At 53.2% G+C, this 25,897-nt stretch carries 27 protein-coding genes; 13 read left to right on the forward strand and 14 right to left on the reverse strand.

Going from position 1 to position 25,897, the window contains the following annotated elements:
• Positions 1 to 215 precede the first annotated feature (215 nt).
• Positions 216 to 1,043: a helix-turn-helix domain-containing protein gene (locus ACFO9Q_RS04360; RefSeq protein WP_379179069.1), complete on the reverse strand. Its 828-nt coding sequence runs from the start codon at positions 1,041 to 1,043 to the stop codon at positions 216 to 218.
• Positions 1,044 to 1,107: 64 nt separating this feature from the next.
• Between ACFO9Q_RS04360 and ACFO9Q_RS04365 the strand changes: the two genes are divergently transcribed.
• On the forward strand, positions 1,108 to 1,542 hold the full coding sequence (locus tag ACFO9Q_RS04365; protein ID WP_379179071.1) for a VOC family protein: 435 nt from the start codon (positions 1,108 to 1,110) through the stop codon (positions 1,540 to 1,542).
• 48 nt (positions 1,543 to 1,590) lie between these two features.
• Here the strand turns inward: ACFO9Q_RS04365 and ACFO9Q_RS04370 are convergent, their stop codons facing one another.
• The 4 genes from ACFO9Q_RS04370 to ACFO9Q_RS04385 form a co-directional block, all read right to left on the reverse strand.
• Positions 1,591 to 2,718, reverse strand: a complete 1,128-nt coding sequence (locus ACFO9Q_RS04370; RefSeq protein ID WP_379179073.1) for a stalk domain-containing protein — start codon at positions 2,716 to 2,718, stop codon at positions 1,591 to 1,593.
• A 165-nt stretch (positions 2,719 to 2,883) separates the two neighbouring features.
• Positions 2,884 to 3,558, reverse strand: a complete 675-nt coding sequence (locus ACFO9Q_RS04375) for a DUF4386 domain-containing protein (protein WP_379179075.1) — start codon at positions 3,556 to 3,558, stop codon at positions 2,884 to 2,886.
• An 18-nt stretch (positions 3,559 to 3,576) separates the two neighbouring features.
• Positions 3,577 to 3,801: a helix-turn-helix transcriptional regulator gene (locus ACFO9Q_RS04380; RefSeq protein ID WP_379179077.1), complete on the reverse strand. Its 225-nt coding sequence runs from the start codon at positions 3,799 to 3,801 to the stop codon at positions 3,577 to 3,579.
• A 1-nt stretch (position 3,802) separates the two neighbouring features.
• Positions 3,803 to 4,249, reverse strand: a complete 447-nt coding sequence (locus ACFO9Q_RS04385) for a hypothetical protein (protein WP_379179079.1) — start codon at positions 4,247 to 4,249, stop codon at positions 3,803 to 3,805.
• Between the two features lie 165 nt (positions 4,250 to 4,414).
• Between ACFO9Q_RS04385 and ACFO9Q_RS04390 the strand changes: the two genes are divergently transcribed.
• Together ACFO9Q_RS04390 and ACFO9Q_RS04395 are read left to right on the forward strand one after the other, a co-directional pair.
• Positions 4,415 to 5,413 carry an NAD(P)-dependent alcohol dehydrogenase gene (locus ACFO9Q_RS04390; protein WP_379179082.1) on the forward strand — a complete coding sequence of 333 codons (999 nt, stop codon included), beginning with the start codon at positions 4,415 to 4,417 and terminating at the stop codon, positions 5,411 to 5,413.
• 267 nt (positions 5,414 to 5,680) lie between these two features.
• Positions 5,681 to 6,181, forward strand: a complete 501-nt coding sequence (locus ACFO9Q_RS04395) for an SRPBCC family protein (RefSeq protein WP_379179084.1) — start codon at positions 5,681 to 5,683, stop codon at positions 6,179 to 6,181.
• Positions 6,182 to 6,609: 428 nt separating this feature from the next.
• On the opposite strand, the gene ACFO9Q_RS04400 is transcribed toward ACFO9Q_RS04395, so the two are convergent.
• Together ACFO9Q_RS04400 and ACFO9Q_RS04405 are read right to left on the reverse strand one after the other, a co-directional pair.
• A complete protein-coding gene (locus ACFO9Q_RS04400) occupies positions 6,610 to 6,924 on the reverse strand; it encodes a hypothetical protein (RefSeq protein ID WP_379179086.1) in 315 nt (104 codons plus the stop codon).
• 5 nt (positions 6,925 to 6,929) lie between these two features.
• Positions 6,930 to 7,286 (reverse strand): DUF6864 domain-containing function, encoded by a 357-nt coding sequence (locus tag ACFO9Q_RS04405; protein WP_379179088.1) that lies wholly within the window; start codon positions 7,284 to 7,286, stop codon positions 6,930 to 6,932.
• A gap of 181 nt (positions 7,287 to 7,467) precedes the next feature.
• Here ACFO9Q_RS04405 and ACFO9Q_RS04410 point away from each other — a divergent pair, with 181 nt between their 5' ends.
• The 4 genes from ACFO9Q_RS04410 (at position 7,468) to ACFO9Q_RS04425 (ending at position 10,794) form a co-directional block, all read left to right on the forward strand.
• Positions 7,468 to 8,175: a DNA alkylation repair protein gene (locus ACFO9Q_RS04410; RefSeq protein ID WP_379179090.1), complete on the forward strand. Its 708-nt coding sequence runs from the start codon at positions 7,468 to 7,470 to the stop codon at positions 8,173 to 8,175.
• A complete protein-coding gene (locus ACFO9Q_RS04415) occupies positions 8,172 to 9,746 on the forward strand; it encodes an ABC-F family ATP-binding cassette domain-containing protein (protein WP_379179092.1) in 1,575 nt (524 codons plus the stop codon). Before ACFO9Q_RS04410 ends, ACFO9Q_RS04415 begins: the two co-directional genes overlap by 4 nt.
• 168 nt (positions 9,747 to 9,914) lie before the next feature.
• On the forward strand, positions 9,915 to 10,388 hold the full coding sequence (locus ACFO9Q_RS04420) for a MarR family winged helix-turn-helix transcriptional regulator (protein WP_379179094.1): 474 nt from the start codon (positions 9,915 to 9,917) through the stop codon (positions 10,386 to 10,388).
• A gap of 34 nt (positions 10,389 to 10,422) precedes the next feature.
• Positions 10,423 to 10,794, forward strand: coding sequence for a VOC family protein (locus tag ACFO9Q_RS04425; protein WP_379179097.1), 372 nt, complete (start codon positions 10,423 to 10,425; stop codon positions 10,792 to 10,794).
• A 209-nt stretch (positions 10,795 to 11,003) separates the two neighbouring features.
• Here ACFO9Q_RS04425 and ACFO9Q_RS04430 read toward each other — a convergent pair whose 3' ends face one another.
• Positions 11,004 to 12,614 (reverse strand): diguanylate cyclase, encoded by a 1,611-nt coding sequence (locus ACFO9Q_RS04430; RefSeq protein ID WP_379179099.1) that lies wholly within the window; start codon positions 12,612 to 12,614, stop codon positions 11,004 to 11,006.
• A gap of 153 nt (positions 12,615 to 12,767) precedes the next feature.
• Between ACFO9Q_RS04430 and ACFO9Q_RS04435 the strand changes: the two genes are divergently transcribed.
• Positions 12,768 to 14,870 carry a methyl-accepting chemotaxis protein gene (locus ACFO9Q_RS04435; protein WP_379179101.1) on the forward strand — a complete coding sequence of 701 codons (2,103 nt, stop codon included), beginning with the start codon at positions 12,768 to 12,770 and terminating at the stop codon, positions 14,868 to 14,870.
• Between the two features lie 96 nt (positions 14,871 to 14,966).
• Here the strand turns inward: ACFO9Q_RS04435 and ACFO9Q_RS04440 are convergent, their stop codons facing one another.
• Genes ACFO9Q_RS04440 through ACFO9Q_RS04455 form a run of 4 tightly spaced genes read right to left on the reverse strand, consistent with a single transcriptional unit; the run spans position 14,967 to position 18,715 of the window.
• Positions 14,967 to 15,209: a hypothetical protein gene (locus ACFO9Q_RS04440; RefSeq protein WP_379179174.1), complete on the reverse strand. Its 243-nt coding sequence runs from the start codon at positions 15,207 to 15,209 to the stop codon at positions 14,967 to 14,969.
• 59 nt (positions 15,210 to 15,268) lie between these two features.
• A complete protein-coding gene (locus ACFO9Q_RS04445; protein WP_379179103.1) occupies positions 15,269 to 16,474 on the reverse strand; it encodes a PLP-dependent aminotransferase family protein in 1,206 nt (401 codons plus the stop codon).
• 19 nt (positions 16,475 to 16,493) lie between these two features.
• Positions 16,494 to 17,678, reverse strand: coding sequence for an N-acetyldiaminopimelate deacetylase (locus ACFO9Q_RS04450; protein WP_379179105.1), 1,185 nt, complete (start codon positions 17,676 to 17,678; stop codon positions 16,494 to 16,496).
• A 14-nt stretch (positions 17,679 to 17,692) separates the two neighbouring features.
• A complete protein-coding gene (locus tag ACFO9Q_RS04455) occupies positions 17,693 to 18,715 on the reverse strand; it encodes an NADH:flavin oxidoreductase/NADH oxidase (protein WP_379179107.1) in 1,023 nt (340 codons plus the stop codon).
• 179 nt (positions 18,716 to 18,894) lie between these two features.
• On the opposite strand from ACFO9Q_RS04455, the gene ACFO9Q_RS04460 reads away from it, so the two are divergent.
• Genes ACFO9Q_RS04460 through ACFO9Q_RS04475 form a run of 4 tightly spaced genes read left to right on the forward strand, consistent with a single transcriptional unit; the run spans position 18,895 to position 21,855 of the window.
• A complete protein-coding gene (locus ACFO9Q_RS04460) occupies positions 18,895 to 19,758 on the forward strand; it encodes a transporter substrate-binding domain-containing protein (RefSeq protein ID WP_379179109.1) in 864 nt (287 codons plus the stop codon).
• Between the two features lie 40 nt (positions 19,759 to 19,798).
• Positions 19,799 to 20,473 (forward strand): amino acid ABC transporter permease, encoded by a 675-nt coding sequence (locus ACFO9Q_RS04465; protein ID WP_379179111.1) that lies wholly within the window; start codon positions 19,799 to 19,801, stop codon positions 20,471 to 20,473.
• A 14-nt stretch (positions 20,474 to 20,487) separates the two neighbouring features.
• On the forward strand, positions 20,488 to 21,225 hold the full coding sequence (locus ACFO9Q_RS04470; protein WP_379179113.1) for an amino acid ABC transporter ATP-binding protein: 738 nt from the start codon (positions 20,488 to 20,490) through the stop codon (positions 21,223 to 21,225).
• A gap of 24 nt (positions 21,226 to 21,249) precedes the next feature.
• Positions 21,250 to 21,855 carry a DJ-1/PfpI family protein gene (locus tag ACFO9Q_RS04475; RefSeq protein WP_379179115.1) on the forward strand — a complete coding sequence of 202 codons (606 nt, stop codon included), beginning with the start codon at positions 21,250 to 21,252 and terminating at the stop codon, positions 21,853 to 21,855.
• Positions 21,856 to 22,048: 193 nt separating this feature from the next.
• On the opposite strand, the gene ACFO9Q_RS04480 is transcribed toward ACFO9Q_RS04475, so the two are convergent.
• A complete protein-coding gene (locus ACFO9Q_RS04480; RefSeq protein ID WP_379179117.1) occupies positions 22,049 to 22,870 on the reverse strand; it encodes a WYL domain-containing protein in 822 nt (273 codons plus the stop codon).
• Complete coding sequence (locus tag ACFO9Q_RS04485; RefSeq protein WP_379179119.1) at positions 22,845 to 24,173, reverse strand: helix-turn-helix transcriptional regulator; 1,329 nt, start codon at positions 24,171 to 24,173, stop codon at positions 22,845 to 22,847. Before ACFO9Q_RS04485 ends, ACFO9Q_RS04480 begins: the two co-directional genes overlap by 26 nt.
• 239 nt (positions 24,174 to 24,412) lie before the next feature.
• On the opposite strand from ACFO9Q_RS04485, the gene ACFO9Q_RS04490 reads away from it, so the two are divergent.
• On the forward strand, positions 24,413 to 25,825 hold the full coding sequence (locus tag ACFO9Q_RS04490) for an RtcB family protein (protein ID WP_379179176.1): 1,413 nt from the start codon (positions 24,413 to 24,415) through the stop codon (positions 25,823 to 25,825).
• The last annotated feature ends 72 nt before the right edge of the window (positions 25,826 to 25,897 follow it).

Genomic DNA, 25,897 nt, shown 5'->3' on the forward strand with positions numbered 1-25,897 from the left:
CCCCATTAATCATGTGCTATGTATTCAAGATTGGGTGCAAATTGTACCAGCTTGGATAAGGTTTGTAAATCTATACTTTCAGACATCATCTGTAACTGACAGGTTCAGAGAGAGATTCGGAACCTCATGGAAGTTAGGGGACGGCATGAGGAATATGGCACATACAACGGTAGGCTATAGAGGCTCGGCAGATTTGCTCTGCGCCTCTAATTCCATTACTCTGCTGCATGTTCGCTCGTGTAAATCTTGTATTGCAGCGGTGTCTTGCCTAAGACGCGCTTGAAGTCTGTAATGAAGTGCTGCTGACTGCTGTAACCGAGCTCGTAGGCCATATCTGCCCAATCCGGGTGCTCACATTCGCGAATTGAGCTCGCTGCCCGAAGCAATTTATTTCTCTGAAGCTGCCACTTGATCCCGATCCCAATGTACTCCTGGAATAGCTGCTGGAGCCATCGTTCACTTCTGCCCATCCACTGTGCAACATCCCTGACGGTCTCCAAGCCATCTTGCTCAATCGCAGTAAGGATGCGGCTTATCACTTCAAGGTTAGCATCATATTGCGGGTTCTGCGCTTGAAGGAGATCGCTAAGGGCACAGACGGCGGCATCATCTGGCAAGGATAGCGTATCGGAGATATAAGTTGTATCTGCCTCTGCGAACACTTGCTGAAGCGCAAGTGTCTTGTTAGGTAAGTCTGCCAGCGAGCCTCGCCAAAAAGCATGGAATGCACCAGGCTTAAACCTGGCACCAATGATTCTGCCTTGATTCGCAGCCTCATAATCCCTCTTGTCCCGGTATGAGCACTGGATACCGGACTCTTGCTCAGACAGGTATACGTCGACATAGGGGCGGTGCATGACTTGCTCCGAGATGTAGGGCTGATTAGCCGTGTTATCCCAACGTATGGACCAAAAATGATTAACAAAAGGCTTCAAACGATCCGGAGGCACATAAGTGTCAAAAATAATATGCCGCTCGAAGCCGGCAGGGTCGAGCTTGCCGCCCGTACGATAAATGTCTGCGGATTTTTGTAATACAGTCATAGTCAACATCTCCTATCATTGAGGTGAGAGCAACTACTACTACCTTAAAAGGAGCTTGATAAGAATGACAAACACAATTAAGTTAAGAGGCATGGCGAATGTAAGCTTCTGGGCAGACGATCTCCAAGCTGCAAAAGTATGGTATACGAAGCTATTGGGTGTGGAGCCGTACTTCCAGAGCCCGAATCCTGAGAATCCCGCTTATATTGAATATCGAATTGGTGACTCTCAAGATGAATTAGGTATCATTGATAAGAAGTATGCTCCGCCAGCAGCAAGCATGACGGGGGTGGGGGGAGCGACGTTGTACTGGCATGTGGTTGATGTTGAAGGAATGCTGGCTATTACGAAGAAACTGGGAGCCGTGGAGTATGAGCCCTTAACGGAACGCGGTGTTGATTGGGTTACGGCATCGGTCGTAGATCCGTTCGGAAATATTATCGGCTTCATTCACAGCCCGCATTATCAAGAAGTATGGAGCTCGATGGGTCAAGGGTAACCACCAGAACCAGCTGTCACCGTCATTATACGATGTCAGCTGGTTTTCTTACTTGTAAATAGGATTAGTAAAATACACATCATAGCTGCCAAGTCCCATATCTTTATTAATCGTATACTCAAGTGAGATGGGAACCTGATAACCAGGACTTTCCTCCGTAAAATAACTGCCTTTTAAAATCCACTTACTATCGTTAATGTTAGTGCTGCTAATAATGAACTCAATTGACTTATTTGCAGGTATGACATAGTTGCTAAGTGATCCGTCTGCAGCCTGAATCTCTCGCCGTACGGTCACCGTATCACTTCCAGCTTCGCGCAGCCCGCTATTCTTTTTTTGCCACTCTTTGAATGCTGCGTCCTTGGCTTCATTACGACTGGTGCACTCGGAGTCCGTGTAGAATTCGGGGACACGAATGAGATCACCATCCCAATCCGTATAATCGTGATATCTGACCCTCGTACAATCTTCGTAGGCTAGATTTGGCAAGGGATCCGTTGCCTTACTTATTACTTCTTTAATTTGTTTGTCCCCTGGCGCAAGAGAGAGCTTAATATCCTTAGCATCATTATTTACAAGCCGGAGTGAAGTATAGAATAAGTTTTCTTTTACACCATAGTAATTTACATGTAGGACGAAGGCAGCATTTGCAACGCTTACCGATTTTGTGCGCTCGTCAGGTGTTAACGTCAGCTTTACTTCAGATGGGGGAGCAGAAGCTTGCTCAGATTTCGTTGTTGTAATGGTAATTATCCTAGTGGTTCTATCCCACGTGACTTTGCTTCCAAGCGCCTCGCTAATCGCTCGAACAGGGACAAGCATTCGGTTTTTTACTAGAATTGCTCGTATACCTAGGTCGATGCTTCTCCCATCCACATACATGATGGTGCTGTCTATAGAATACCGAATGACATGCGTTGCTATAACTGCCTCCATTGAACGGTCTTGTTGGTTCCAAGTAATCTCAGCCCCATGAGCTTCAAATATTGCCCGTAAAGGTACAAAAGTGTGATTATTCATTTGCACAGGAGGCACTTCAAAAGCGAGCGTTTTTCCGTCAAGTATAACCCTGATCTCACGATCTTGTGCTGCTGCATAGACCGAGATATTACTAATAGGAATTACCAATATACTAACGAAGAGGACGATTCGAAGGGCTCGAATTAACCATGACATTTTTTAACCTCATCTCTGTTAGGTTTGTAAAAAATTGTATCACAGTCAGTCCTATATATCAGTAAGATTATTATAGCTACCGTTCGCCCGCTAACGTTACCAGAGCAATCGAATGTTGTATATAATAGTATGGCTGCAGCGGTCTAGATGGCCCACTCAGAGAAGTTAAGACAGCTTCCAGCCTCTAACAATGAGCCACCCCGCCAAGATCATCTCAAATAATGCCACAGGCAGAGCCATGAGCACGCCCCATGCGGAGATCTGGGAGAATACGCCGAACATCTCGAACAGTCCTGCCGCCGATACTAGAGCCGCTCCTGTCATCCCCAAGATGGAGAGCGGTCTGGGTACGAGCTTGGAACGATAGAGAATGTAGCAGAAGAACATGGTATTGATGCCTAGCAGAATGTTGGGGCCCAGCATGAAGGTCCAGTCATGCACGGCTCTGAGCACATGGCCCAAGGTAACGAAGGAAGCAGGCTCAGGGGCGGCAGTGGCCGTGAATTGCACGCTCAAGGATAACAAGGAGAGTACGCTAATCATGCCGATCAGAATAACGACCGCTTCCAGGAAGCGGAAGCACACATGCCCAAGCGCGAGAATTTCGTTGTATGTCCTCAAGTAGGGATACATCGTGATCGCGGTGCCGATCGCCGAAGCGATAAGGACGAGCTCAAGCACAGTTCCCAGCAGAATCTGATTGGCATGAGCGGCACCGGTGGACAAGTAATCCGGGCCTTGTAGAATAGGGTCGTACAGAACAAGTCCTGCGATTGCCGATACGGTTGCCAGAATGAATAGAACACCGGTTGTTCTTGCAGCTGTAGATGCGGAATTCATGTTGAAGCCTCCTCCTAGTTAAGAATGGTCTTGCTCCCCGTAATAGAATACCTCTTCCAAGCGCAGATCGAAGACTTGTGCGATACGAAAAGCGAGCTCGAGCGAAGGTGAGTAGTTGCCCTTCTCCAATGCCACAATCGTCTGTCTCGTCACGCCTGCCTTGTCAGCCAACTGCTGCTGCGTCATCTCGCCGTGATTGAACCTTAATCTTCGAATGTGGTTGCCGACAAGATTCTTACCCATATTAGACTCCTCTCCGGTAGTGATACAATCTCGTCACGGAAGTGGTGACATCCGACAAGAATCCAGAGCTAATGAGAATGAGGAACATCGCTGGCACAGGCTGATCCAGAACTTGCGACACCATAGCGAGCAGGAAGCCGGAGACGAATACGAAGAATGAATTCCGATAAGCCTTCAGGTTAATCAATTGATCCAATTCATCCGTGAATCGAGGCTCTTCTTCCCCTGTTGTGAGGCGATAGACAATGATGAAAATAATGCTGATCACGATGTGCGCAATAATTGATACCAAGGCTAGGATGAGGACAAAGGAGCCCCAGTAGTGAAAAATCGCTGTTCCGACTACTCCTTCGTCTGGATATTGTATATACCTATAGACAATGTAAAACCCAAAAATGAAAATCGTGCTGAGTATCGATACGATGCTCTTTTTTTCTTGATACGTCATGCCGTACGCCTCCCAATGGGTAATTTTTCAAGTTAAGTTTCTTGAACATAATGTATGATAAACTAATCATAGTGTCAAGTTTATTTTACATAAGAATCGGTTGCCTCTTACCTGCGTATAGATGGATAGGATATCCAGAATATGAGATAAAGGTGGGGATTGACGATGAACCTAGGAGTAAGCACGATGAAGGCACTGGTCTGTGACAAGTATGGAATGCCCGATGATCTGCATCTTGAAGAGGTGGCTATTCCCTTGCCCAAGGCTCATGAGGTTCTAATTGCCGTTCACGCCGCATCGGTGAACTCCTGGGATTGGGACCTTGTGCGTGGGAAGCCTTACCTCACCCGGCTGGCTGCACCGCGCAGACCTCGCCAACGGATACTAGGTGCTGACGTGGCAGGGCGGGTCGTTGCTGTAGGTTCGAGCGTCCAGCGGTATCAACCGGGAGATGAAGTGTTCGGAGATCTGTCAGGCTGCGGATGGGGCGGCTTCGCCGAATATGTATGTGCGGGCGAGGAGGCTGTTACTCCGAAGCCTGTCGGAATCAGCTTCGAGCAGGCGGCTGCGATTCCGCAAGCAGCGGTCCTGGCCTTGCAGGGACTGCGAGATGTAGGAAAGCTGCGGAAGGGCAGCCGAGTTCTCATCAACGGAGCGGGCGGGGGTGTGGGGACGTTCGCCATTCCATTCGCGAAGCTGCATGATGCGGAAGTGACCGGAGTGGATGCGGCAGAGAAGCTGCAAGTCATGCGGTCTGTCGGGGCTGACCATGTCGTGGATTATAGAGATGCAGACTTCACGGCGAGCGACAGGCGTTACGACCTCATTCTGGATGTTGTCGGCAACCGGTCGGTGTTCGGGATCAAGCGTGTGCTTGGGAAGGGCGGCACTTACGTCATGGTCGGCGGTACGATGCCGAACATCCTGTCGGCGCTACTCGCCGCGCCGCTGATCGCACGGCTCGAACAGAAGACGGTCAAGCTCCTACTCCACAAGCCCAAGCACGAGGATCAACTTGTGTGGAAGGAGCTGGTGGAGGCTGGTCAAGTCGTTCCTGTCATTGATCGGGTATTCTCGCTGGGCAACGCGGCCGAGGCCATCAGATATCTCGGAGAAGGGCGTGCGAGAGGGAAGGTCGTCGTCAGCATGGACCCGCAGGTATGAGTAGATTAAGAAGTAGCCGCAGGCGATCTCACAGCACCTGAAGGTGCTGCGGGAGTCGAATGTCGTAACGGTGGAGAAGAAGGCGCAGCAGCTCATCTATCGCTAGAATGAACAAGCTATCACTGAAGTGGAGGAATGGGCCAAGCGGTACCGCTTAATGTGGAGGCAGCGATTCGAGAAGCTTGACGAAGTATTGGAGACAAGGATGGCACAGATTGAGGATGGCAATCGGCAAGTCCACCAATTCCAGGAAGAGGTTGATCAAGGATGACAGCAGCGAATAAGATGAAGCTGACAGCGGAGCCAGGCAAGCAAGTGATTGTCATTGAGAGGGAGTTCAATGCACCTCGGGAGCTAGTATTCGAAGCCTTCACCGATGCAGACTTGTTCGTGCAGTGGATGGGACCAAGCCGGCTGACCATGCAGCTGGACATCTTCGACGCGAGGGACGGCGGGGCTTGGAGATACGTGTCCAAGGACCCGGGCAGCAATGAAGAGTACGCCTTCTGCGGCGTGTTCCACGAAGTTACAGCACCGACACGAATCGTTCAGACATTCGAGTTCCTGGGACTTCCTGAGAGAGGACATGTGACGCTCGAGACGGCGGTGTTCGAGGAATTAAGCGTAGACCGAACCAAGGTAGTGATGGAATCCCTGTTCCGCTCGGTCGCAGACCGGGACGGCATGCTGGAGTCCGGCATGGAGGGCGGAATGAACGAATCGTTCGTCCGGCTGGAGCAGGTGCTGGGGACACTTCGAGCACAGTAATAGATCAGGCAAGCCGGGCGGCATCGCTACGAAGCGCCCCGGCTTTTTTTGCCGTTCTCACGTTATGTAGCAGCAGCTACTTGCCTATCCGCAGTGATCTCTTGAGGCATGAATTCTCATCTAGAATGGGGTGAAGTGGCTAACGGAACTAGCCGCTCTTATTTTGCTTATTTGGCACTAGTTATGAAGCTTAGCGGAACTAGGAGCGCTTATTAGGCTAATATTAAGGTGGATCTACACTTTTCAAGGCGAATAACGGTGCTCAATTCCACAAGACTCTGTATATTGCTAATTTTCATCGAATAAGGTCTGTGAGTTCCGCTAGCCTGACGGCGGCCGGCAGCCATAAGCCACCGGACAAGCGTCATCTGACCCGCCGCCCGTCATCCAATCCGCATGAGCGAGTAAGATGAGCTGCAGCATCTGCTCTAGCCCCCCGTATCCCGCGTCCTTGAGCCAATCAAGTATCCAATAATCGTCGATTCGACTGGCAGCACGACCAAGGTCCACATATCCTTCAGCGCGAAGCCGGGTGAGCGGTACTTGTCCGGAGTCAGCGTGTAGGCGAGGGCGATGAGCAGAATGCCTAGAGCAATTGTGCCAACAATATAGAGCCGAACATTCTCCCCCGATCCGAAGAACTTCCCAAGCAACCCAAGCTCCGCCTTCCGCCGCTCGCTCTCTTGATTCGCCGCAATAATCTTGCTAGCCACCTTGGGGTCTTGAATCTCAAGCTTGTTCATCGTTGCTAACCCCCTTCGCCTGCGAAGAATGTGAATGACAGCGACCAGGAGGACGCATCGTAGTTAATTAACACTTCATATCGCAGCGACAGCTTGCGGTTATTCAGCACACCTAGTTGAACAAGGTCCTGATTGCCGGTGGGCTTCCCCCTCGGGAAGTTCACACAGGCGATGCGTACTTCATTGTACTTCACAAGGCGAATATCGGTAACGAAGTCGTCTCGCTCGGGCTCATGCTCCAGGCAGAAGACGAAGGTGAGCGGCTCATGCTCCTCCGACAGTACAATCTCGATAGGACTTACGCCGTAGGCGAACACCCTGCCATGATAGACGATCTCATAACCTCCGGATCTAATGATCACACTAATCTCCCCTTCAACAGTCAGACTCGTCCTGCCTCATTGGTCTAATGTATGAATGGTATAAAAGGTGCATGACACCACAATTAAGGTTAGTGATTGCCCAGCCGTAAACGTATAATAGAGAACAAGCAAGGAAACGCGTGATAGTCAACGAGTTAACCAATCAAAAGAGGTGTAACGAATGACCAATAAGGCCGCAAGAAACGAAGTCATGTTGCATATTCGACCGGCCTTCGAGCATCACCGGGACCCCCATGCAGCTGCTGCGATGGAAGCCTATATGCGTAACCAGTTCCCCTTTCTCGGCATTAAGGCGCCCAAGCGAAGAGAGATCCAGAAGGAATTGCTGAAGGAGCACACGCCAACCCCAGCATGGATTCAGCTCTTATGGGAGCTGCCAGAGCGCGAATATGCGGTATTCGCCACAGATCTGCTGATTAAGCTTCGCAAGAAGCTGGGACCGGAACATATGGGCTTAATCGAGTACTGCATCACGACAAAATCATGGTGGGATACCGTGGATGCCATCGCCTCTCACGTGGTGGGTTATATGTTCGCTAACTTCCCGAATCTGAGGGAGGAGTATGCAGAGAAGTGGATTTGCTCGGACAATCTGTGGCTGAATCGTACGGTAATCTTGCACCAACTCTCCTATAAGCAGAAGACAGATGAGGTAAGATTGTATGAATCTATTCTTATTCATGCGGGGTCTTTGGAGTTTTTTCATCAGAAAGCGATTGGCTGGGCGCTTCGAGAATACGCGAAGACGAATCCTGACTCGGTGCTCTCGTTCGTGAGAGAGTATGAGAAGGTGTTGAAGCCGCTAAGCCGCAGGGAGGCTCTTAAGCACTTAATCCATAGAGAAGAGTCAGATAGGAGACAACAATGAGCATAATCAGGCTGGAGAATGTAACGAAGAAGTATGAAGAGGCGATGATCTTCCGAGAGATCTACTTCCGTGTGAGTCAAGGGGAGCGGATTGGCCTGATTGGGCGGAACGGGGCCGGGAAGTCGACGGTGTTGGGGCTCATTATGGGGAAGGAAGAGCCTACGTCGGGGAAGGTGGAGCTGGACCCTAAGGTGAAGATCGGCTACTTCTCCCAGTTCTCGGAGCTGAGCGGCAGTCTGTCCGTCCAGCAGGAGCTGGAGCTCTGCTTCGAGCAGGTGGCTCTGGTCGAGCGCGAGCTGCAGGAGGTTGGAGAGAAGCTTGGCCTCGTCAGTGACAACGATGAGATGGATCGGCTGCTGGCGCGGCAGGCGGAGCTTTTTGAACAGATGGAGCACTTGGACGGGTGGAACGTGTCAACCCAGATTAACACGGTGCTGACGAAGCTCGGATTCAACGACAGGTCACGTCATCAGCCAATAGATGAGCTGTCTGGTGGATGGAGGAATCGGGCTGCCCTTGCGAAAATGTTGATCGAAGTGCCTGATGTGGTTCTGCTCGACGAGCCGACGAATTACCTCGACATGGAAGGGATCGCCTGGCTGGAGCAGTGGCTGCACCGTTATAACGGTGCGATGATTCTGGTGTCCCATGATCGCCAATTCATCGACCGGGTGGTCACGAAGGTAATCGAGATTGAGAACTATCACTTCCAGGAGTATGAAGGCAATTACACGGACTACGTTCGTAAGAAGAAGATGCGGAAGAAGGAGCTGGACCGCCAGTTCGAGTGGGAGGAGGAGCTGCTCCTCATGGAATCGGAGGCGCTTGACAGCCGGGCGAGCAGGAAGTCTGGTTCCAAGGATCGGCTGTCCCGCCAGCTGGCGGACAACAAGAAGCGTATCGAGCCGCATCCGGTTAACGTGCTGATTACCGATATCTACGAGAAGCTGCGCTTCCCGGACAAGCTGTGCGAAGTGAAGAGCATCGGGCAGGTCTATGAGGATCGGCAGATCTTCCAGGATGTCAGCTTCGATATTCAGAAGGAAGATCGCCTCGTCATCGTCGGCCCTAATGGAAGCGGGAAGTCGACGCTCATTAAGGTGCTTACGGGGCAGGAGAAGCCGGAATCCGGCGAAGTGACTTGGGAGAGAGGCGTCAGCTATGCTTACTTCAACCGGATGTGGGAGGAGCTCGACCCGAAGGATACGGTGAGCCATGCGGTCAATACGTATGGATTAGGACTGGATGCCCCTCGCCGCAAGGTGAACAAGTTCCTCTCTATGCTGCAGTTCTCCGAGATGGATCTGAGCAAGACCATAGGAAGCTTGTCCGGCGGGCAGAAGGCCCGGGTTGCGCTGGCGAAGTGCCTGCTCTCTGGTGCCGCAGTCATTATTCTCGATGAGCCTACGAATCATCTGGACCTCACGAGCATCCAAGTGATGGAGCAGGCGCTCATTCATTTCCCAGGGGCCGTCATTACGGTCAGCCATGATCGATTCTTCATTGATAAGATCGGGACGAAGATGCTGACGTTCGATCCAGTGACAGGGGTAAGTGAGCAGAGTTTGTAGTATAAGTCACATCCGATCGCCTAGGAAGCGGTCTGCTGTGCCTGAGAGCTGTGTGGACGCACGGCTCTTTATTTTGTCATCCTAATAGTTGCAATACCATCCTATCTGGCGTAAGATGGAATTAGTTGCAATAGCATTGTATTAGTCTGGAAGGAGGCGCTATGGCGGTTGGATGTAGATGCGGAAGAGGAGTATTCCACTAGCAGTACAGTAGAATCTTATGGCAAGTATGTGTCGGCTATCTATCGCAATCTGCAGATTCTCATTACGGCTGAGCTTGCTCCATATCGAATTGGAAGCGGGCAGTATACGTTCTTAATGGCCATCGCTGGCGCGGAGAGAGTGACGCAGAAGGCGCTAAGTGAGTCCTTGCTAATTGATAAGACAACGACTGCCAAGGCGATAGCGAAGCTTGAGGCCGAGGGCTACGTGCGCAGGGAGCCCGATCCTGGGGATAACCGATACCACTTGTTGTTCTTGACCGAACAGGGCAGAGCCGTTGTTCCGAAGGTGCAAGAGGCTCTGGATGATATAAGGCACAAGACGTGCGGGGACCTGAGTGAAGAGGAGTATGCATGCATGCTCAGCTCGTTGCAAAAAGTGCTTCACAAGGTCAGCGAACAGGTACGGAGCATGAAATAGGTAGGAGAATCGATGATTATGGGAGGCTGACCATATGACACTCGTCAATCCATTCATTGCGGTAGACCATTGCAAGGACGAGATTGAGTATTACCGAGGGGTGCTCGGGGGCGAGATTAAGATCCTAAGGAGACAGGACGATAAGGTGTTGAACGCAGAATTGCAGTTCGAGAGCAGTAAGATCACCTTCGCCGACACCCTTGCAGCTAAGCCGACGATTCAGGGAGACTATGTGAAGCTCATGCTGAAGGTGGATACGGAAGAGCAGTTCACCAAGGTCTATGAGACGCTATCCACTGGTGGTCAGATTAATGTGGAGAAGTACGAGGCTCCGTTCAACGGGCTGTTAGGTATCATTACTGACCGGAACGGTGTTGGCTGGGTGCTGTCTTATTATAGGGATTAATATTATAGCAAGATTGGTTATTGCGCATGTGAACAGAGCAGCCAAGGCTTAGCCTTGGCTGCTCTGTTTTTTTGGTAAGAATAGGAACGTAGATGTCTACCTCACAGTAAATTCCTGGCAGCAATCTTCTCGTTAATCTGTTCGTAATGAGTGGGATTCGATTAGTGGTAACGGCATTAGCTCCTCCAAGTCAGGGACTGCCTGCCGGGCTATCCAGCCAGCGAACTGCTGCCGAAGGCAACCGTACGGTTGCGGCCGCTCCGCTTGGCTTCGTACAGCGCTTGGTCGGCCTGCTCGAATACTTCGCTGAAGCTGCTCCCATCGTCCGCGCAGCAGGCCAGCCCGATGGACACGGTAATCGGCTTCCCAGTTGGGCTGGGGGCTGCCTCTATCTGCTTGCGAACACGCTCGGCCCACTCAAGGGCAGCCGGCAAGCTCTTCCTCGGCAGCAGCACGACGAATTCTTCCCCTCCGAATCGGCAGATGAGGTCTGTCTCCTCCGCCTCCCTAAGAAGAACGCGCGACAGATGCTTCAGCGCTTCATCCCCCATCTGATGACCATGCAGATCGTTCACCTTCTTGAAGTAATCAATATCAATGACGAGCAGGGCATAGGCTCTTGCCTTGTCGTGGCGCTCCTCGTTCAGCCATCTGTCCAGTCTTGCCCGATTGGGCAGACCCGTGAGTGGATCGGTTAGCGCTTGTTCGGTCATCAGATCGGTCTGGCTCTGGAGACCGTGGACCGCCTTCATGACCGCCTTGGAGAGATGATGTGCTTCATAATTCCAATGCCGCTCGAAGGGAGGTGCTGTGATTCGTTCCCCCTTCGCGGATCCGCGAGCCATAGCAGTTAGAGCGGCGAACGGAGCAGCAAGCCTTCGAGCCATCCATAGACTAAGGACGAGCAGCAGAGCGAATAACGGCAAGATCCATGTCAGCTGTGTCTTCAGCAAGGCGGTCATGGCAGCCTCTACATGAGCTGCAGGCGACTGGAACACAACGCCCCATCCGAGGTCAGGCATGGCTAGATAGCCTGTCAGATAGATACGGCCATCAGCATCTGCAACGGAAGCATGCCGAGTGCGGCCACTGCTGAAGGCACCCTGTAATGAATGAGAGGGAATCACTTCTCCTAGTCGGGAAGGATCGGGACTTAGCAGCAAGGAGTCTGATCGATCAACGATATAGGCGAACGTTCCTTTGCTGCTTCTGATAGCTTCCCGGAAGAGATTGCTGTAGATATTCTCCGCTTCTAAGTCAATTAATCCCCCGATGAATCCATTAGGCGGCTGGCCCCTCTCACCAAGCGGATGGGTAACGAGCACTGTTCGGTGGCCGTTCGGACCGACATAGGCATCTGAGAATTGAGGCCTTGGTTCCCTTAGGGCTTGCGCGGCAGTTGATGGTTGGAACCGTACACCAACGGTATAGCCAGACTCCGGCGTAGCCGCGAGTACAGTCCCGTTCTTGTCGACCATCAGTGCCCCGTTGAACAGGCGGCGTCCGCCGAGCAAGGCTCCAAGCCACTTAGAGGCTTGCACATCCCGGTTCGGCTGTTCCTCGGAGAGGAATCTCGCTGTTGATCCTAATTCCCGGAACATCAGGTCCTTGAATGTATTCATAGCAATGTTCAGATTACGAGCGCCTTCGAAGTTGGCTAGCAGCGTTGCCTCGGTCAGCGTCTGGTTCTGCTTGTGGAGGGCTATTCCCATGAGAATAGCAGAAGAACCTATTAGGGATAGAGCTAACAAGCCGCTTAGCAGGGTGTGGAATTTCATGCGAAGGGGGCTGGATGGGCTGGATGGGCGGAAGGGGGTCATTTATACACTCCTCGTTTATGCTGTGGAATCTTTTTTTCGACAGAAGTGGCTATGGTTCCTGCGTCCTTCTCTTCAATCTATGTAAATGCTCTAATCATCTTGATGATTATTGTCGATTAATGTCTATATAGGTCGAATCAAGGGGGCGTTGAGATGCGTATACTTCGTAAAATGAATCTGTCTGTGAAGCTGGTCGCCATGCTTGTATTAATATTGGTCATTGTGTTCGGGGCGTTCAGCTTAATTAATCTAAGTACACTGCGCAAGGAGAGTGTCAGCAAGGCGGAAGCGCAGGCACAGAGTGCAGGCAAGGCATTCAAGGAGCAGATGGCTTCATCCCTGCAAGGGTATGAGTCGACGCTTGGTGCATTATCAGAATCATTGATGAGCATGAGAGGTAAGATGGCTCGTGAGGAAGCCGTACAGATGATACAGAATGTGCTGGAGAACAACCCAAGCGTCCTTGGGCTATACACGCTATGGGAGCCTAATGCCTACGACGGGCAGGATGCATCGAATGTTAGCCGTACCAGCTACGATGATGTCACCGGCCGATTCATTCCTTATATTGCTCGGGATGGAGAGCGAATTGTAGTTGAGCCTCTAGCTGACTATACAGTAGAGGGAGCAGGGGATTATTATCTGCTGCCCAAGAAGAGTAAGAAGATCGAATACATAGAACCCTATAAGTATGAGATTGCTGGCAAGTCTGTCTATATGATGTCGGTCGTGAAGCCATTATTGGACGATAAGGGGCAATTCCTTGGTATTGTAGGTATTGATCTATCCTTAGATTTGCTTCAGCAGGCTGCGGAGTCATACAAGCCGATGGGCGGGTATGTCGCACTCATTACAGGGAGCGGCAATTATGCGATTAATCCGAATGACCCCGATTCGATCGGGAAGAAGTTCAGTGATAATGCAGAGAAGAGTGTATTGTGGGAGCAGCTTGCAGGAGGGAAGACGAATGTTGGCTACACCTTGAATTCCAAGGGAGAACGGGTCATGCGTTCGTTCGAGAAGATAATTCTGCCCGGGTCTGAATATACCTGGTATGTTCAGACCGCTGTACCCGAGAAGAGAATACTAGAGAGTTACAACCGCAGCCGGCTCATCACAGTTGCACTGACGGCGGGGGCTATGATCATACTTGGTGTAGTCGTGACCCTTATGCTTAGAGTGCTTGTCATTCAGCCGGTTCGTACAATGGGCATGCATATGCGAAGGATGGCTGAAGGCGATCTCACGCAGAAGCTGAACATCCGTGCAGAGGACGAGATTGGGCAGATGGGCCATGCCTTCAATGAGATGTCCGCTCAGCTAAGAGAGATGTTCCGCTTGGTCTATGACCTTGCCGTGTCAGTCGGTGCAACCTCTCAGCAGCTGACAGCAGGTGCTGCACAGACGAGTAAGGCTTCCGAGACGATTGCGGAATCCATGCAGACGGTGTCTGAAGGGGCTGTGACACAGAGCCATATGGCCGAGGAGACTGCTCGAGCTGTAGAAGAGATGGCTGTCGGAGCTCAGCGGGTAGCCGAATCGAGCTCGACAGCTTCGGCAGAAGCGGGAGCTATGGCGCAGCAGACTCAGCTCGGTAATGAGCGTATGCAGCAAGCGATTGCGACCATGAGCAGCGTTCATCGCAATACGACAGATACAGCTGCTGCTCTAGGTCAGCTGTCTCGTAAGTCAGAGGAGATTGGCACAGCCATCCAGCTGATTAGCGGCATCAGCGTGCAGACGAATCTGCTCGCGCTTAATGCAGCCATTGAGGCATCCAGAGCCGGGGAGCATGGCAGGGGATTCGCGGTTGTAGCAGGTGAGGTTCGTAAGCTTGCGGAGCAAGCGAAGGCCGCTGCCGAGCAGGTGTCTACCATAGTGACAGAGATTCAGAGCGAGACGAAGCGTGTTGAGGCGGGCATGACGACAGGCGTCAAGGAGCTGGAGGGCGGTGTCCAGACGGTTCATGAGGGTGGTAAGCTGTTCTCTGCCATCCTATACGGTGTTGAGCAGGTGAACAACCAGCTTCAAGAGGTATCTGCTTCTGCTGAGCAGATGAGTGCAAGCACGGAGCAGATCTCGGCAACGGTGATGCAGCAAGCCAGTCTATCGGGAGAAGCTTCCGCTGAATCGCAGAGCGTAGCTGCCGCAGCAGAGGAGCAGCTGGCATCCATGGAGCAGATCTCCGCAGCATCTACCTCGCTGAGCGAGATGGTGCAGGAGCTGCTGGATAACTTGTCTAAGTTCAAGATCTAAGCATACTGACATAGCAAGTATGCATGGAGAGAAGAAGCCTGATGCTCTGAATATAGAGCATCAGGCTTCTCTGTATATCACTTGGTTATTACATCGTTAGTACAACGGTCCGTAGCCTGGCCCCGGACCGGGCATTGCGCAGCCTGGGAAGGGGTTAATATCCTGCACCATCGTATAGGGATATTGCTTCGTGGCGAATTGGCTCTGATAGAGATATTCCTGAAGCTGCACATTGCCGCCGCTAATACTGCATAATACGCCGGTAACTCCCTGGCCGTTCACTAAGGATACGCCAACAGGCTGGCCTACCAGCCTAGCTGCCTTGGAATACCATGACATCTGTAGCATCGGATGATCACCTCCAATGCCATAGTATGTCGAGGGTATGGGGTGGGGAACTAGAATTGGTAACCTTGCAAGGCCGCTGACAATCTAGCAATCCCTTCCCCAGCCACTTCCTGCCCAGCATGTGTAAAGTTTAGCCTGAGCGTATGGCGCTCGGGCTGATCCGCGTAGAATGGAGCGCCGGGAACGAAGGCGACGCCATGGGCGAGTGCGGTGTGGAACAGCTCGCCCGCATCCACTTCCGGAGGAAGCGAGAGCCATAGGAACATACCGCCCTGCGGCTTCGCCCAGCGGACTCCGTCCCAGGGCTGGTGCTTCAGCAGCGCGTCCATGTTGTTCAGCCGCTGGCTGTACTGGCTGCGAAGGAGCTGCAGATGCTGCTCGAAGTCGAAGCTGCTCAGCTCAAGCAGTTCATTCAAGAGCTGCTGATCAATCGTGCTCGTATGGATGTCAGCGGCCTGCTTGCAGCGGGCCATCATGCCGATGAGATCTGCGTTCCCCGCACACCAGCCTGTTCGGAAGGCTGGGGCAATCGTCTTGGAGAACGAGCCGGTGTAGATGACATGGCCAGCCCCCTTGTCCATCGCGAATAGGGAGGGAAGCCCTCCAGCCGCTTCCTCGTAGTAGAGCTCGCCGTAAGGGTCATCTTCCAGAATAAGCGTACCGCTCGAACGGCAGGCATCCAGCAGCGCTTGCCGGCGCTCTATCGTCCAAGCATAGCCAGTCGGATTAGAGAAGGTCGGAATGACGTAGACAAGCTTCGGCTTGTGCTCGGAGATCTTCCTAAGCAGATCGCCAGGGACCATGCCATGCTCATCCGTATCAACCGATACGACATCCGCTTCACGCAAGGTGAAGGACTGCAAGGCAGAGAGGAAGGTAGGGCGTTCGACAAGGACCGTGTCTCCACGGTCGAGATAGACTCTCGCCAGCAAGTCAATCGCCTGTTGAGAGCCTGTCGTCACGAGCAGGTCAGAAGCTCCTCGTACCGTCATTCCACGCTGTGCCATACGATCGGCAATCTTCTCCTTGAGCGGTGCATAGCCATCCGTCACCCCGTATTGCAAGTAGCGCTTGTCTCGCGAGGTTAGTCGCGCAGCCGCTTCAGCTATTGCTTCCGCGGGGAAGAATTCCTCCGCAGGCTGTCCCCCAGCCAGAGAGATGACCGAAGGCTGACCGGCAATCCGGGCGAAGATCTCCCGAATCTCCGACGCTTGAAGCAGCTGTGCAGAGTGAGAGAATGAATAAGTCATTGCCATCGGACAGACTCCTCCTTCCTTAACGTGCTTCGTATGCTGCCCCGGCCACGCCAGCCTTGTGAGCGAGGTAAGCTGATACGAGAGAGACCCCATGCGCAATCGCTTCTTCCTTAGGCTGTAGCTCTGCATGATGCAACTCTTGCGAGCAGTCGGCCCCAAGCCAGAACATAACCCCCGGAATCCTCTCTAGGAAAAATCCAAAGTCCTCGCCCACCATGCTTGCCTCACAGCGGACAGTCTCTGCTAAACCGTGTTCTGCTGTAAATTGCAGCAACTCTGCCGTCTCTGCCTCATCATTGTGAACATGAATGTAATGGGCTCCGTAATCAATGGAAGCCTTGCATTCGTAGGCGGCTTCGACGCCTCGCACGACAGCTTCAATCCGCTTGCGTACCAAGGCGGTAGAGGCGGCAGACAGCGTGCGAATCGTTCCTTCTAGCACAACCCGGTCCGCGATAATGTTCGCCTTCGTACCTCCGGTAATCTTGCCAATCGTCACGACCGCACCTTCCGTTGGATCTACATTCCGGGACACGATTGTCTGCAGCTGGGTAATGAGATGAGCTCCGGCAACAATCATATCATTGGCAGCCTGTGGGACTGCGGCATGGCCGCCTCTGCCGATTAACTCAATATTAAGCATGGAAGCATGCGCGAACAGAGTACCCGGTCTTGTTGCAATCGTGCCCACAGGATAGCCAGGAGCGATATGCAGAGCAAAGATGAAGTCGGGCATCCAATCCTGGAGCTGTTCGCTCGCAAGCATTGGCTTCGCTCCTCCGGGACCTTCCTCGGCAGGTTGGAAGATGAAGAGTACGTCATCCTGGTATGGCTCCCGATTAACGGTCTCCGTTAATGCACCTAACGCAATCGCCATATGCAGATCATGTCCGCAAGCGTGCATGTAGCCGGGATGCTGAGAGGCGAAGGCATAGCCTGTCTGCTCTTCAATGGGTAGCCCGTCGATATCGGTGCGATAGGCAACGATTCTCCTTCCCGCAGCCTCGCTGCCTGCACCTCGAACCTTCACTAGAATGCCGGTACGCCAAGTTCGAATCTCAATCCTCTCCTGAGGGAGAGAGTGAATGTAGTCAAGCAGCAGCGCTTGCGTCTTGAATTCCTTGAAGCCCGGTTCAGGAATCTCATGCAGCCTGCGGCGGAGGTTAATATAAGTCTGCGGGTCAACCGTGCTTGTCCAAGTCATAGCTGCCGCACCTCCTAGCGATAGGCTCTGACGTAGGAGGAAGGAATGTAGTCCTCTATGCCAAGCTTCACTGCAGCCTCTACACCCCAGTAAGGGTTGCGCAGGAATCCGCGTCCGATGGCAGCCAGATCAGCTGCTCCCGATTCAATGACGTAGTTAGCCAGCTCAGGCTGGTCCAGCAGCCCTACAGCCATCGTCGGGATAGCGGCTTCCCGGCGAATGCGCTCGGCGAAGCCGGTCTGGTAGCCAGGGAAGACGCGCGGAGCATGAGGGGTCGCGCCGCCTGAGGAGACGTCAATCAGATCCACTCCCAGCTTCCCCAGCTGACCGGACACCTCGATCATCTCCTCAATACCCAGCCCTTCATCGCTGTATTCATCGGCGGAGATCCGTACGAGAAGAGGCTTCGACTCTGGCAGCTCGGCCCGAATGGCCGCAATAACCTCCCTAGTGAATCGGAACCGGTTCTCGAACGAGCCGCCATAGGTATCCGTCCGCTTGTTGCTTAGCGGGGAGAGGAACTGCTCGGGGATATATCCGTGAGCGGCATGCAGCTCAATGAGGTCTGCCCCGGCATCATGGGCACGCCGCGCAGCGACGGCGAAGTCCTTAATAACACGCTGAATCTCTTCTATAGAGAGTTCCTCCGGAGTGGCATGCTCCGAACTGAATGGAATGGGGGACGCACCAACAACAGCTCCGACATGAGCGTGCGCCTTGCGTCCTGTATGGATTAATTGAACGCCGATCTTGCCGCCAAGCTCGTGACAGGAAGCCATGAGTCTAGCGAAGGGCTCCACTTGATCTTCGTTGAAGAGACCTAGGTCGTTCGCTCCCGTGCGTCCTTCCGGGGAGACGGATACAGCCTCCGTAATGATTAGACCGGCGCCCCCCACAATACGGGAGCCGTAATGAATCGTATGCCAAGGCGTAGCGCGGCCTGCATCGTCTGCTTGTCCTGTGCACATCGGGGACAATACGATCCGATTGCGCAGCGTAAGATCTTTTACCTTATAAGGACTGAATAAGTGTGCCATCTAGCATTCTCCTCTGCTTACCAATCTGATAGTGATCTTATTGCATTATAATCCCGCAGCTGCACACAGTTCAATCTATTAATTATATAATTCCTATTGACTTACTATGAATTAGCGATTATTGTCATATCATGTAGGTTACACAGAGCAAGACATTACACTTAGGGGGAACGAACAATATGTTAATTAAGAAGCGCAATCGAGGAATTGGACTTATTATTATGGCTGTATTGACTGCACTTCTGGTGTCAGCATGCGGCAACAACAGCAACAGCGGCAATAGCGCGAACAACAAGGAAGGCACGGATAACGCAGCAGTAGCTGCCGATGGAGGATACCTGGCCGAGCTCAAGAAGGAAGGGAAGATCAAGATCGGCACAGTCGGCAAATATCCGCCATTCACTTATGTAGATGAGAGCGGCAAGCTGACAGGCTTCGACGTGGAGATCGCTCGTGAAGTGTTCAAGCGGGTTGGCCTCGAGACCGAGTTCGTAACGGGTGAGTGGGATACGATGTTCGCAGGGCTGGAAGCGAAGCGCTTCGACCTTATTGCCAACAATGTCAAGATTAGTCCAGACCGTGAAGAGAAGTACGACTTCTCTATTCCATATGTTCGCTCAACGTCCATCGTGCTCGTTCGTGAAGACTACGATGACATTAAGTCAACGGACGACTTCAAGGGCAAGACGGTAGGAGCGTCTCCGAACAGCGCACAGGAGAAGCTGGCTAAGCAATTCGGAGCGAACACCATTCCAATCGGCAACTTCGATGAGCAGATCTCGAATCTGATCTCGGGCCGGATTGACTTCAACATTCAGGATAAGCTGAGCTTCAATTTGATTCAGGAAGAGAAGAAGTTCCCGGTGAAGGTCATTGACCTGAACCTCGATAAGTCCAACCACGGCCTTATGTTCCGCAAGGGCAATGAGGATCTGGTGAAGGCAGCAAGCGAAGCGCTGCAGACGGTTATTGACGACGGTACGCTCGGCAAGCTGTCTACGCAGTTTTTCAAGCAGGATATTACTTCTGAACTGAGCAAGTAACAGCTAGACAGACGACACGACAACGGAGGTCATGAACCCTATGAATGGCTATGGGGATACGTTATGGGAGATTGCGCTGAATGCCTTCCCTAAGCTGCTGTACAGCGCGGTTATGTTCACAATTCCACTCACGATATGCGGGATGGTGTTCGGTCTGCTGATCGGAATCGTGGTAGCGATCGCCAGACTGGTTCCGAACAAGGCGGTCAATCTGCCTGCTCGCATCTACGTCTCCTATATTCGGGGGACACCGCTGCTCGTCCAGCTGTACCTGATCTTCTACGGCCTAACCTCGTTCGGCATCTACCTGAAGCCGCTGACGGCGGCCATCATTGGGCTAAGCATGGCAATAGGAGCGTATGCATCGGAGGCCATTCGGGGAGCCATCATCTCCATTCCCAAGGGACAATGGGAGGCGGCGGCATCCATCGACCTAGGGTTCTTCAAGACCTACACTCGAATCATCCTGCCGCAAGCCATCCGCGTAGCTACACCAGGACTGTCCAATGTATTCATCGGACTGCTCAAGGAGACTTCTCTGGTGTCGGTCGTCCTCGTTCCCGATATGTTCCGTAAGGCGCAGGAGATCGTGGCCTATACGTTCGAGCCGCTGCTCATCTATTCGTTAGCCGGTCTCATCTACTGGGTCATCGTGCTTGGCATGTCGAAGCTGCAGAGCATGATTGAACGCCGATTCTCGCGCGGTTACGTGTAATGGGGGGCGATAGCATGCTGAATATTACAGGGCTGGAGAAGTCATTCGGCGAGGCGAAGGTATTGTCTGCGATTAACCTAACGATTCGTCAAGGAGAGGTAACAAGTATTCTAGGGCCGAGCGGCTCTGGCAAAACAACCCTCCTCCGCTGCATCAACCTGCTTGAAACTCCTGATGGAGGTGAGATCGTGCTGAATGGCGATTCGCTTGCCTTCAGCGGCGGCGGGGCGCCGGCTCGGCGAGAGATTAGCCGAATTCGGCGCCATACCGGTATGGTGTTCCAAGGGTTCAATCTGTTCACCCATAAGACGGTGCTCGAGAATGTCATCGAGGGACCGATTCATGTGAAGGGCGTGAGCCGGGCGGAAGCTGTGAAGGACGCTGAGCGTCTCCTGGACAAGGTAGGCATGCTGCACAAGAAGGATGCCTACCCGATTGAGCTGTCCGGCGGACAGCAGCAGCGCGTGGCGATCGCTCGCGCGCTGGCGCTGAAGCCGAGCCTGATGCTCTTCGATGAGCCGACCTCGGCGCTTGATCCGATTCTCGTCGGCGAGGTGCTGGAGGTTATTCAGAGCCTCGCTGCCGAGGGGATGACGATGCTTGTTGTGACGCATGAGATGCAGTTCGCTAGGCAGGTGTCGGACCGGATTATTTTCATGAGGGATGGCCGCATTGTAGAGGATACGACACCAGACAGCTTCTTCACGAGTCCGCAGACGGAAGAGGGCTTGGCGTTCGTTGGCAGCTTGTAGCAGGAGAGGGGATCGGGATAGACAATGAGCAATATTAAGGAGAGCAGAGCGTTCCTTGTCGGCCTCTACTTGTTCGATGATGTCGAGGTGCTGGACTTCGCGGGACCGTTCGAAGTGTTGTCCGTTACGCTGGATGGGGGGGGGCATAAGCCGTTCGATGTTCGAATCGTATCGGAGCATGGCGGTGTGGTGAATGCTCGTCACGGCCTGAAGGTGCAGGCGGATTATTCGTTCGCGGACGCTCCTGACTTCGATATCTTAATCGTGCCAGGCGGTCTGGGAGCTCGGCAGGAGATGTACCGTGAACCGGTGCTGAGCTGGGTGCGAGAGCAGGCAGGCAAGGTGGAGCTGCTGACGTCCGTGTGTACGGGTGCGCTTATTCTAGCTAATGCCGGTCTGCTGGACGGGAAGCGGGCAACGACCCATTGGGCAAGCCTTGACCGTATGGAGACGGAGTTCCCGCAGGTACAGGTGCAGCGCGGCGTGAAGTTCGTCGACGAAGGCAGCACGGTGAGCTCGGCCGGCATTGCCGCGGGCATTCATATGGCCTTCCATCTGGTTACGAGGTTGATTGGTGTGGAAGCCGCTCGCCAGACCGCGAAGGTGATGGAGTATGATATTGAGCTGTAAGCTGAAGTAAGAGAGAGCCGGGCCCACTGAGGGTCCGGCTCTCTTTATGAAGAGTTAGGCACAGTTCGCATGTGCCCACCACGATTTGTGTGCGTCATGTGAGCAAGCGGACATTTTGACCGTTACAGGTGCCGCCCCGCCTGCTTCACGCTCTCCCTGCCACCACCAGATTGACTCACGAGCAGCAGTCTTATTAAGTAGACTCCGAATTCCCCGCCTCAATGCCATACAGCCTAAGCGCCTTCACGGCGGTGGCGGCCATCCGGTACTGAAGGGTGGAGTTGCCCACGACCTTGACGCGCTTCCCCAGGAAGCGAAGCTTAGTCAGCACGTACTGCGCTTCATCCGCCTGGAAGGTAATTCTAATCCGATATTGATCGGCCTCTTCGTCGTAATGTACGTCCTTGTCGAAGCAGGAGAAGGCATACAGAATTCGCGACAGCTCCATATTGTACCGGGGAAGGACCTCCATATCTGCGTACTGCTTCCGGACCGTCAACAGCGAGCGGAGAGCACGTTCGTACTTCTCCGCCTCCTCGGCAGGCAGCTCGACAACCGTTAGCCCCATCATATTCCGAAGCTTAGTCGACATGAGGCTGCGGCCTCTGATGTTATACCACAGCAGATACCATTCACGCTTCACCATAGAATATTCCAGCTTGTGAGGGTAGGCGGACATGAGGCTGCGGACGCTGCCATTCTTAACCTGGTAGGTTAACAGGAGACCTTCTTGCCGAAGGATGCTTCGTCTCAGCTGGCGCAGGAGCGGGTGATAGATCTGCCGCTGCACGCTGCCGGCCTTCTCCTCCATTACTTCTCTAACGCGCAGTTCGCCTTCATCTTCCAGCATCCCCAGCAGCTTCTCCAGCGTAGCCGGCTCGAACGCATCGAGTGCAGCAGGGTGGTTCAGCATGCTCTTCAGCCAGATCCGCTCATGGCTCGTAACTGTCACGGTTCCTGAACCGCTGAGGCGGGACAGCAGCTGGTAGTTAGATATCTTCTCGAACGGGTTCATAATACGCCAGAATCTCCTTCCACTCTCGAATGAAGTCCTGCCTCAGCCGCTCAGGCTCAAGTACTTCACAGGACGATCCGAAGCTGCGAAGCCACGGCTTAATGTCCGTTATGCCGTTCACCGTAATCTCATAGATGAAGGATTGTTCGTTCATCTCCGTAATCTCTCCCCATTGCCCCTGCAGCTGCACGCGCTCCAGCACGAAGTTAGGTTCTCCAGGCCCAGGGTTATAGAATCTCGCTCGAACCAGAACCGGTCGCGCCGTATCCACTAGCCAGCTATAGCGCAGACGTTCTGCGATGGCAGCAGACTTCGCAAGGAACTCCTCCTCAGGCACGACATTCTCTTCCTCGAGCTGAGTAATTCCATCTAGCCGGCATACAATCAGGCCTTGCCGATGGTGATGGCCTACCAGATACCAGCGCCCATATTGGTGATCGTAGATGACCTTAACGGGAAGCATGACTTCCCGGGATACCTGATGGCTGCTCTCGTACTTCGGGTTCGTGTTCCGTGAGGCATAGCTGCGTCCGGACTTAGGGGAGTAATACACATAAGACAGCCTGCGCCGCTCCTGAATAGCAGACAGCAACTGGTAGAGATGGGCTTCGTCCAAGATACGGGATGGATAATGATATCTATAGATGTGAGTATCCAGAGGCACGTCAGTCAGCGCGCTATGCCTTCGCATCGCTTCCTTCAAGTTGTCCCGCAGCAGGTAGCCCTGAACGGAAGGGACCTGGGTGTTCGACATGACATCAACGAAGTCGTAGAGGTCGATGAGCTCTTCGTCTGAGAGCTGCGTAGTAAGCTCGGCTCTCAGGCGGTAACGATGCGGTCTGCCGCCGGGGAGCCGCAGGATAACGCCGACCTCCTCCAGATACTTGAGGTCTTGGCGTACCGTCTTCTCATCGGGCAGAGGGAACTCGGCCGGGTACCCGTCACAGCAGGCATTGATGAGCTCGATTGCCGTAAGCTCTCGATCCGCCAGGAGCTTCACTAGCGCCGACAGCCTGAAGCTCTCCGATTCCTTCAGCGACTTCGCACGATACAGGAACAGGAGCGAAGGATCTGATCCCTCATAGTGGTTGTAGCGGAGAAGCTCGGTGAGCTCGTCGCTGCTGTTGTCGGTCCTCCTAATACCAGAGGCCTGTACCATATCCTTCAATCTTCGAATGGTCTTATCGTAAGTGTGGACAGACACACCCATCCGCTCGGCGAATTGCTGCCGGGTGTAAGCTCCGCTGGTGAGGGCGAGCATCCGTATGAACTGTATCTCCTTGTCGAAGCTCTCTCTGGCCATGGCGAAGCTCCTCTCGTATGAGTGGTTGCAGGTGAGTGTAATGCCAGCTTAGTCATGTGGCACTCAGCCTCCCCATATTGTAGCAACTTCAGCATAGTGTGAACAGATAAGGATTGCAGGTTGTAATACTTACGCCATGTTCGTGGAGTGGGATTGGCCTGATAATGAGGTCTATAAGCGGCGCACGATGAGCGAAGCAAGCAAGTCGCAAGGCGCCTTGGAGGTTAAGGAACATGATGATGAATCGGATCGATCACGGTAACAATCACTATGAAGCGGCACTTACGCATGGAAGTCTGCATCTGTATGCGAATGAAGAGGTGCTTGCTGGCTTCGGCGAACGGGTCTATGAGATGGCGGACAACAATCTGCGGATTCCGCGAAATCGATATATGAGCTACACCCCGGATGCGCATGTTGGAATCGGTACTTGTATTGGGACGACGGCGGTATGGGGGTGGAAGGACGGCTTCGTCTCTCCATCCATTGTAGGAGTGGATATCGGCTGCGGGATGCGGGTGCATCTTACGCCTCTGCACAAGAAGGACATTCAAGACAAGGCGGTACGCCGGCAGCTCATTGCTGCGATCGAGCGATACGTGCCGACGAATGAGCGGACGAATTCCAACTACAAGGACATTAATATACTGGATGTGGTGAAGCATGGCTTGAACGGGCTCCCTGCGAAGTATGTGCCGAATGAGCGGTGGCTGACGCATGTGGAGGAGGGTTGCTTCCAATATGACCACACGTACCTAGACCATCTCCCTGACAAAATCCTCCACTACGCACACGGTCAGCTCGGTACGTTAGGCGGGGGTAACCACTTCATTGAGCTGCAGGTGCTGGAGCTGAATGAGGAGATGAAGGAGACCGCTGACCAGTGGGGCTTGTTCGACGGGCAGGTTGTCGTCATGATTCACTCGGGGTCGCGGGCTTGGGGAGCGAGACTGGGGCAGACGTTCACAGCTCAGCTCAAGGAAGCGATGTTCCAGTGGGGGGTAACGAACCCTGATCCGAATCTTATCTATGCTCCGATTGCGAGCCGGGAGGGCCAGACTTATCTGCATCTCATGCACTCAGCGCTGAACTTCGCGGTCAGCAACCGTCATATGATTGCGTATGGCGTGGAACAGGCGTTCAAGGAGTTGTTCGGTCCTGAGATGGAGCTGCCTGTGCTCTACGATCTCATGCACAACTACGCGCTGAAGGAATTCCATCGCAACGAGCCGATGCTGGTGCACCGCAAGGGTGCGACGAGGGCGCTGCCGCCGGGACACTTCCTGAACCGTGAGGCGTACCGTACAACCGGGCATCCTGCGCTCATCCCAGGGTCAATGGGGACATCCTCCTATCTCATGGTTGGACGCGCAGAGGGAGCGAAGAACTTCTACTCTATCTGCCACGGGGCAGGCCGGGCACGCTCTCGCAAGGCCACGAAGGAGCTCGTGACCGTGGATGAGTTCCAGGCTTCGCTGCGAGTCGGTACGGAGGACGAGGTGCTGGTGAATCATCGCACGCTGAAGACCATCCTTGACGAGTGTCCGCAAGCTTACAAGGACGTTGATCAGATTATCGACAGCGTCATTGGAGCGAAGCTGGCGAGTGTAGTAGCGCGCTGCAAGCCGATGGCCGCCATCAAGGGCGTGTAGCAGGGCTGGTGCGGCGCGCTAGAGGGGTCCACTATCCCCGTAGCTCAGAAGAATCCGCTTCCTGTGTGAAGG

This window comes from Paenibacillus sp. GCM10023252, assembly GCF_042653305.1.
Classification (GTDB): domain Bacteria; phylum Bacillota; class Bacilli; order Paenibacillales; family Paenibacillaceae; genus Pristimantibacillus.

What these genes read in the sequence shown, in the direction of transcription:
- ACFO9Q_RS04360 (WP_379179069.1), bottom strand. Translation starts at nt 1,043, where the DNA reads ATGACTGTATTACAAAAATCCGCAGACATTTATCGTACGGGCGGCAAG.
- ACFO9Q_RS04365 (WP_379179071.1), top strand. Translation starts at nt 1,108, where the DNA reads ATGACAAACACAATTAAGTTAAGAGGCATGGCGAATGTAAGCTTCTGG.
- ACFO9Q_RS04370 (WP_379179073.1), bottom strand. Translation starts at nt 2,718, where the DNA reads ATGTCATGGTTAATTCGAGCCCTTCGAATCGTCCTCTTCGTTAGTATA.
- ACFO9Q_RS04375 (WP_379179075.1), bottom strand. Translation starts at nt 3,558, where the DNA reads ATGAATTCCGCATCTACAGCTGCAAGAACAACCGGTGTTCTATTCATT.
- ACFO9Q_RS04380 (WP_379179077.1), bottom strand. Translation starts at nt 3,801, where the DNA reads ATGGGTAAGAATCTTGTCGGCAACCACATTCGAAGATTAAGGTTCAAT.
- ACFO9Q_RS04385 (WP_379179079.1), bottom strand. Translation starts at nt 4,249, where the DNA reads ATGACGTATCAAGAAAAAAAGAGCATCGTATCGATACTCAGCACGATT.
- ACFO9Q_RS04390 (WP_379179082.1), top strand. Translation starts at nt 4,415, where the DNA reads ATGAACCTAGGAGTAAGCACGATGAAGGCACTGGTCTGTGACAAGTAT.
- ACFO9Q_RS04395 (WP_379179084.1), top strand. Translation starts at nt 5,681, where the DNA reads ATGACAGCAGCGAATAAGATGAAGCTGACAGCGGAGCCAGGCAAGCAA.
- ACFO9Q_RS04400 (WP_379179086.1), bottom strand. Translation starts at nt 6,924, where the DNA reads ATGAACAAGCTTGAGATTCAAGACCCCAAGGTGGCTAGCAAGATTATT.
- ACFO9Q_RS04410 (WP_379179090.1), top strand. Translation starts at nt 7,468, where the DNA reads ATGACCAATAAGGCCGCAAGAAACGAAGTCATGTTGCATATTCGACCG.
- ACFO9Q_RS04415 (WP_379179092.1), top strand. Translation starts at nt 8,172, where the DNA reads ATGAGCATAATCAGGCTGGAGAATGTAACGAAGAAGTATGAAGAGGCG.
- ACFO9Q_RS04425 (WP_379179097.1), top strand. Translation starts at nt 10,423, where the DNA reads ATGACACTCGTCAATCCATTCATTGCGGTAGACCATTGCAAGGACGAG.
- ACFO9Q_RS04430 (WP_379179099.1), bottom strand. Translation starts at nt 12,614, where the DNA reads ATGACCCCCTTCCGCCCATCCAGCCCATCCAGCCCCCTTCGCATGAAA.
- ACFO9Q_RS04435 (WP_379179101.1), top strand. Translation starts at nt 12,768, where the DNA reads ATGCGTATACTTCGTAAAATGAATCTGTCTGTGAAGCTGGTCGCCATG.
- ACFO9Q_RS04440 (WP_379179174.1), bottom strand. Translation starts at nt 15,209, where the DNA reads ATGTCATGGTATTCCAAGGCAGCTAGGCTGGTAGGCCAGCCTGTTGGC.
- ACFO9Q_RS04445 (WP_379179103.1), bottom strand. Translation starts at nt 16,474, where the DNA reads ATGGCAATGACTTATTCATTCTCTCACTCTGCACAGCTGCTTCAAGCG.
- ACFO9Q_RS04450 (WP_379179105.1), bottom strand. Translation starts at nt 17,678, where the DNA reads ATGACTTGGACAAGCACGGTTGACCCGCAGACTTATATTAACCTCCGC.
- ACFO9Q_RS04455 (WP_379179107.1), bottom strand. Translation starts at nt 18,715, where the DNA reads ATGGCACACTTATTCAGTCCTTATAAGGTAAAAGATCTTACGCTGCGC.
- ACFO9Q_RS04460 (WP_379179109.1), top strand. Translation starts at nt 18,895, where the DNA reads ATGTTAATTAAGAAGCGCAATCGAGGAATTGGACTTATTATTATGGCT.
- ACFO9Q_RS04465 (WP_379179111.1), top strand. Translation starts at nt 19,799, where the DNA reads ATGAATGGCTATGGGGATACGTTATGGGAGATTGCGCTGAATGCCTTC.
- ACFO9Q_RS04470 (WP_379179113.1), top strand. Translation starts at nt 20,488, where the DNA reads ATGCTGAATATTACAGGGCTGGAGAAGTCATTCGGCGAGGCGAAGGTA.
- ACFO9Q_RS04475 (WP_379179115.1), top strand. Translation starts at nt 21,250, where the DNA reads ATGAGCAATATTAAGGAGAGCAGAGCGTTCCTTGTCGGCCTCTACTTG.
- ACFO9Q_RS04480 (WP_379179117.1), bottom strand. Translation starts at nt 22,870, where the DNA reads ATGAACCCGTTCGAGAAGATATCTAACTACCAGCTGCTGTCCCGCCTC.
- ACFO9Q_RS04485 (WP_379179119.1), bottom strand. Translation starts at nt 24,173, where the DNA reads ATGGCCAGAGAGAGCTTCGACAAGGAGATACAGTTCATACGGATGCTC.
- ACFO9Q_RS04490 (WP_379179176.1), top strand. Translation starts at nt 24,413, where the DNA reads ATGAATCGGATCGATCACGGTAACAATCACTATGAAGCGGCACTTACG.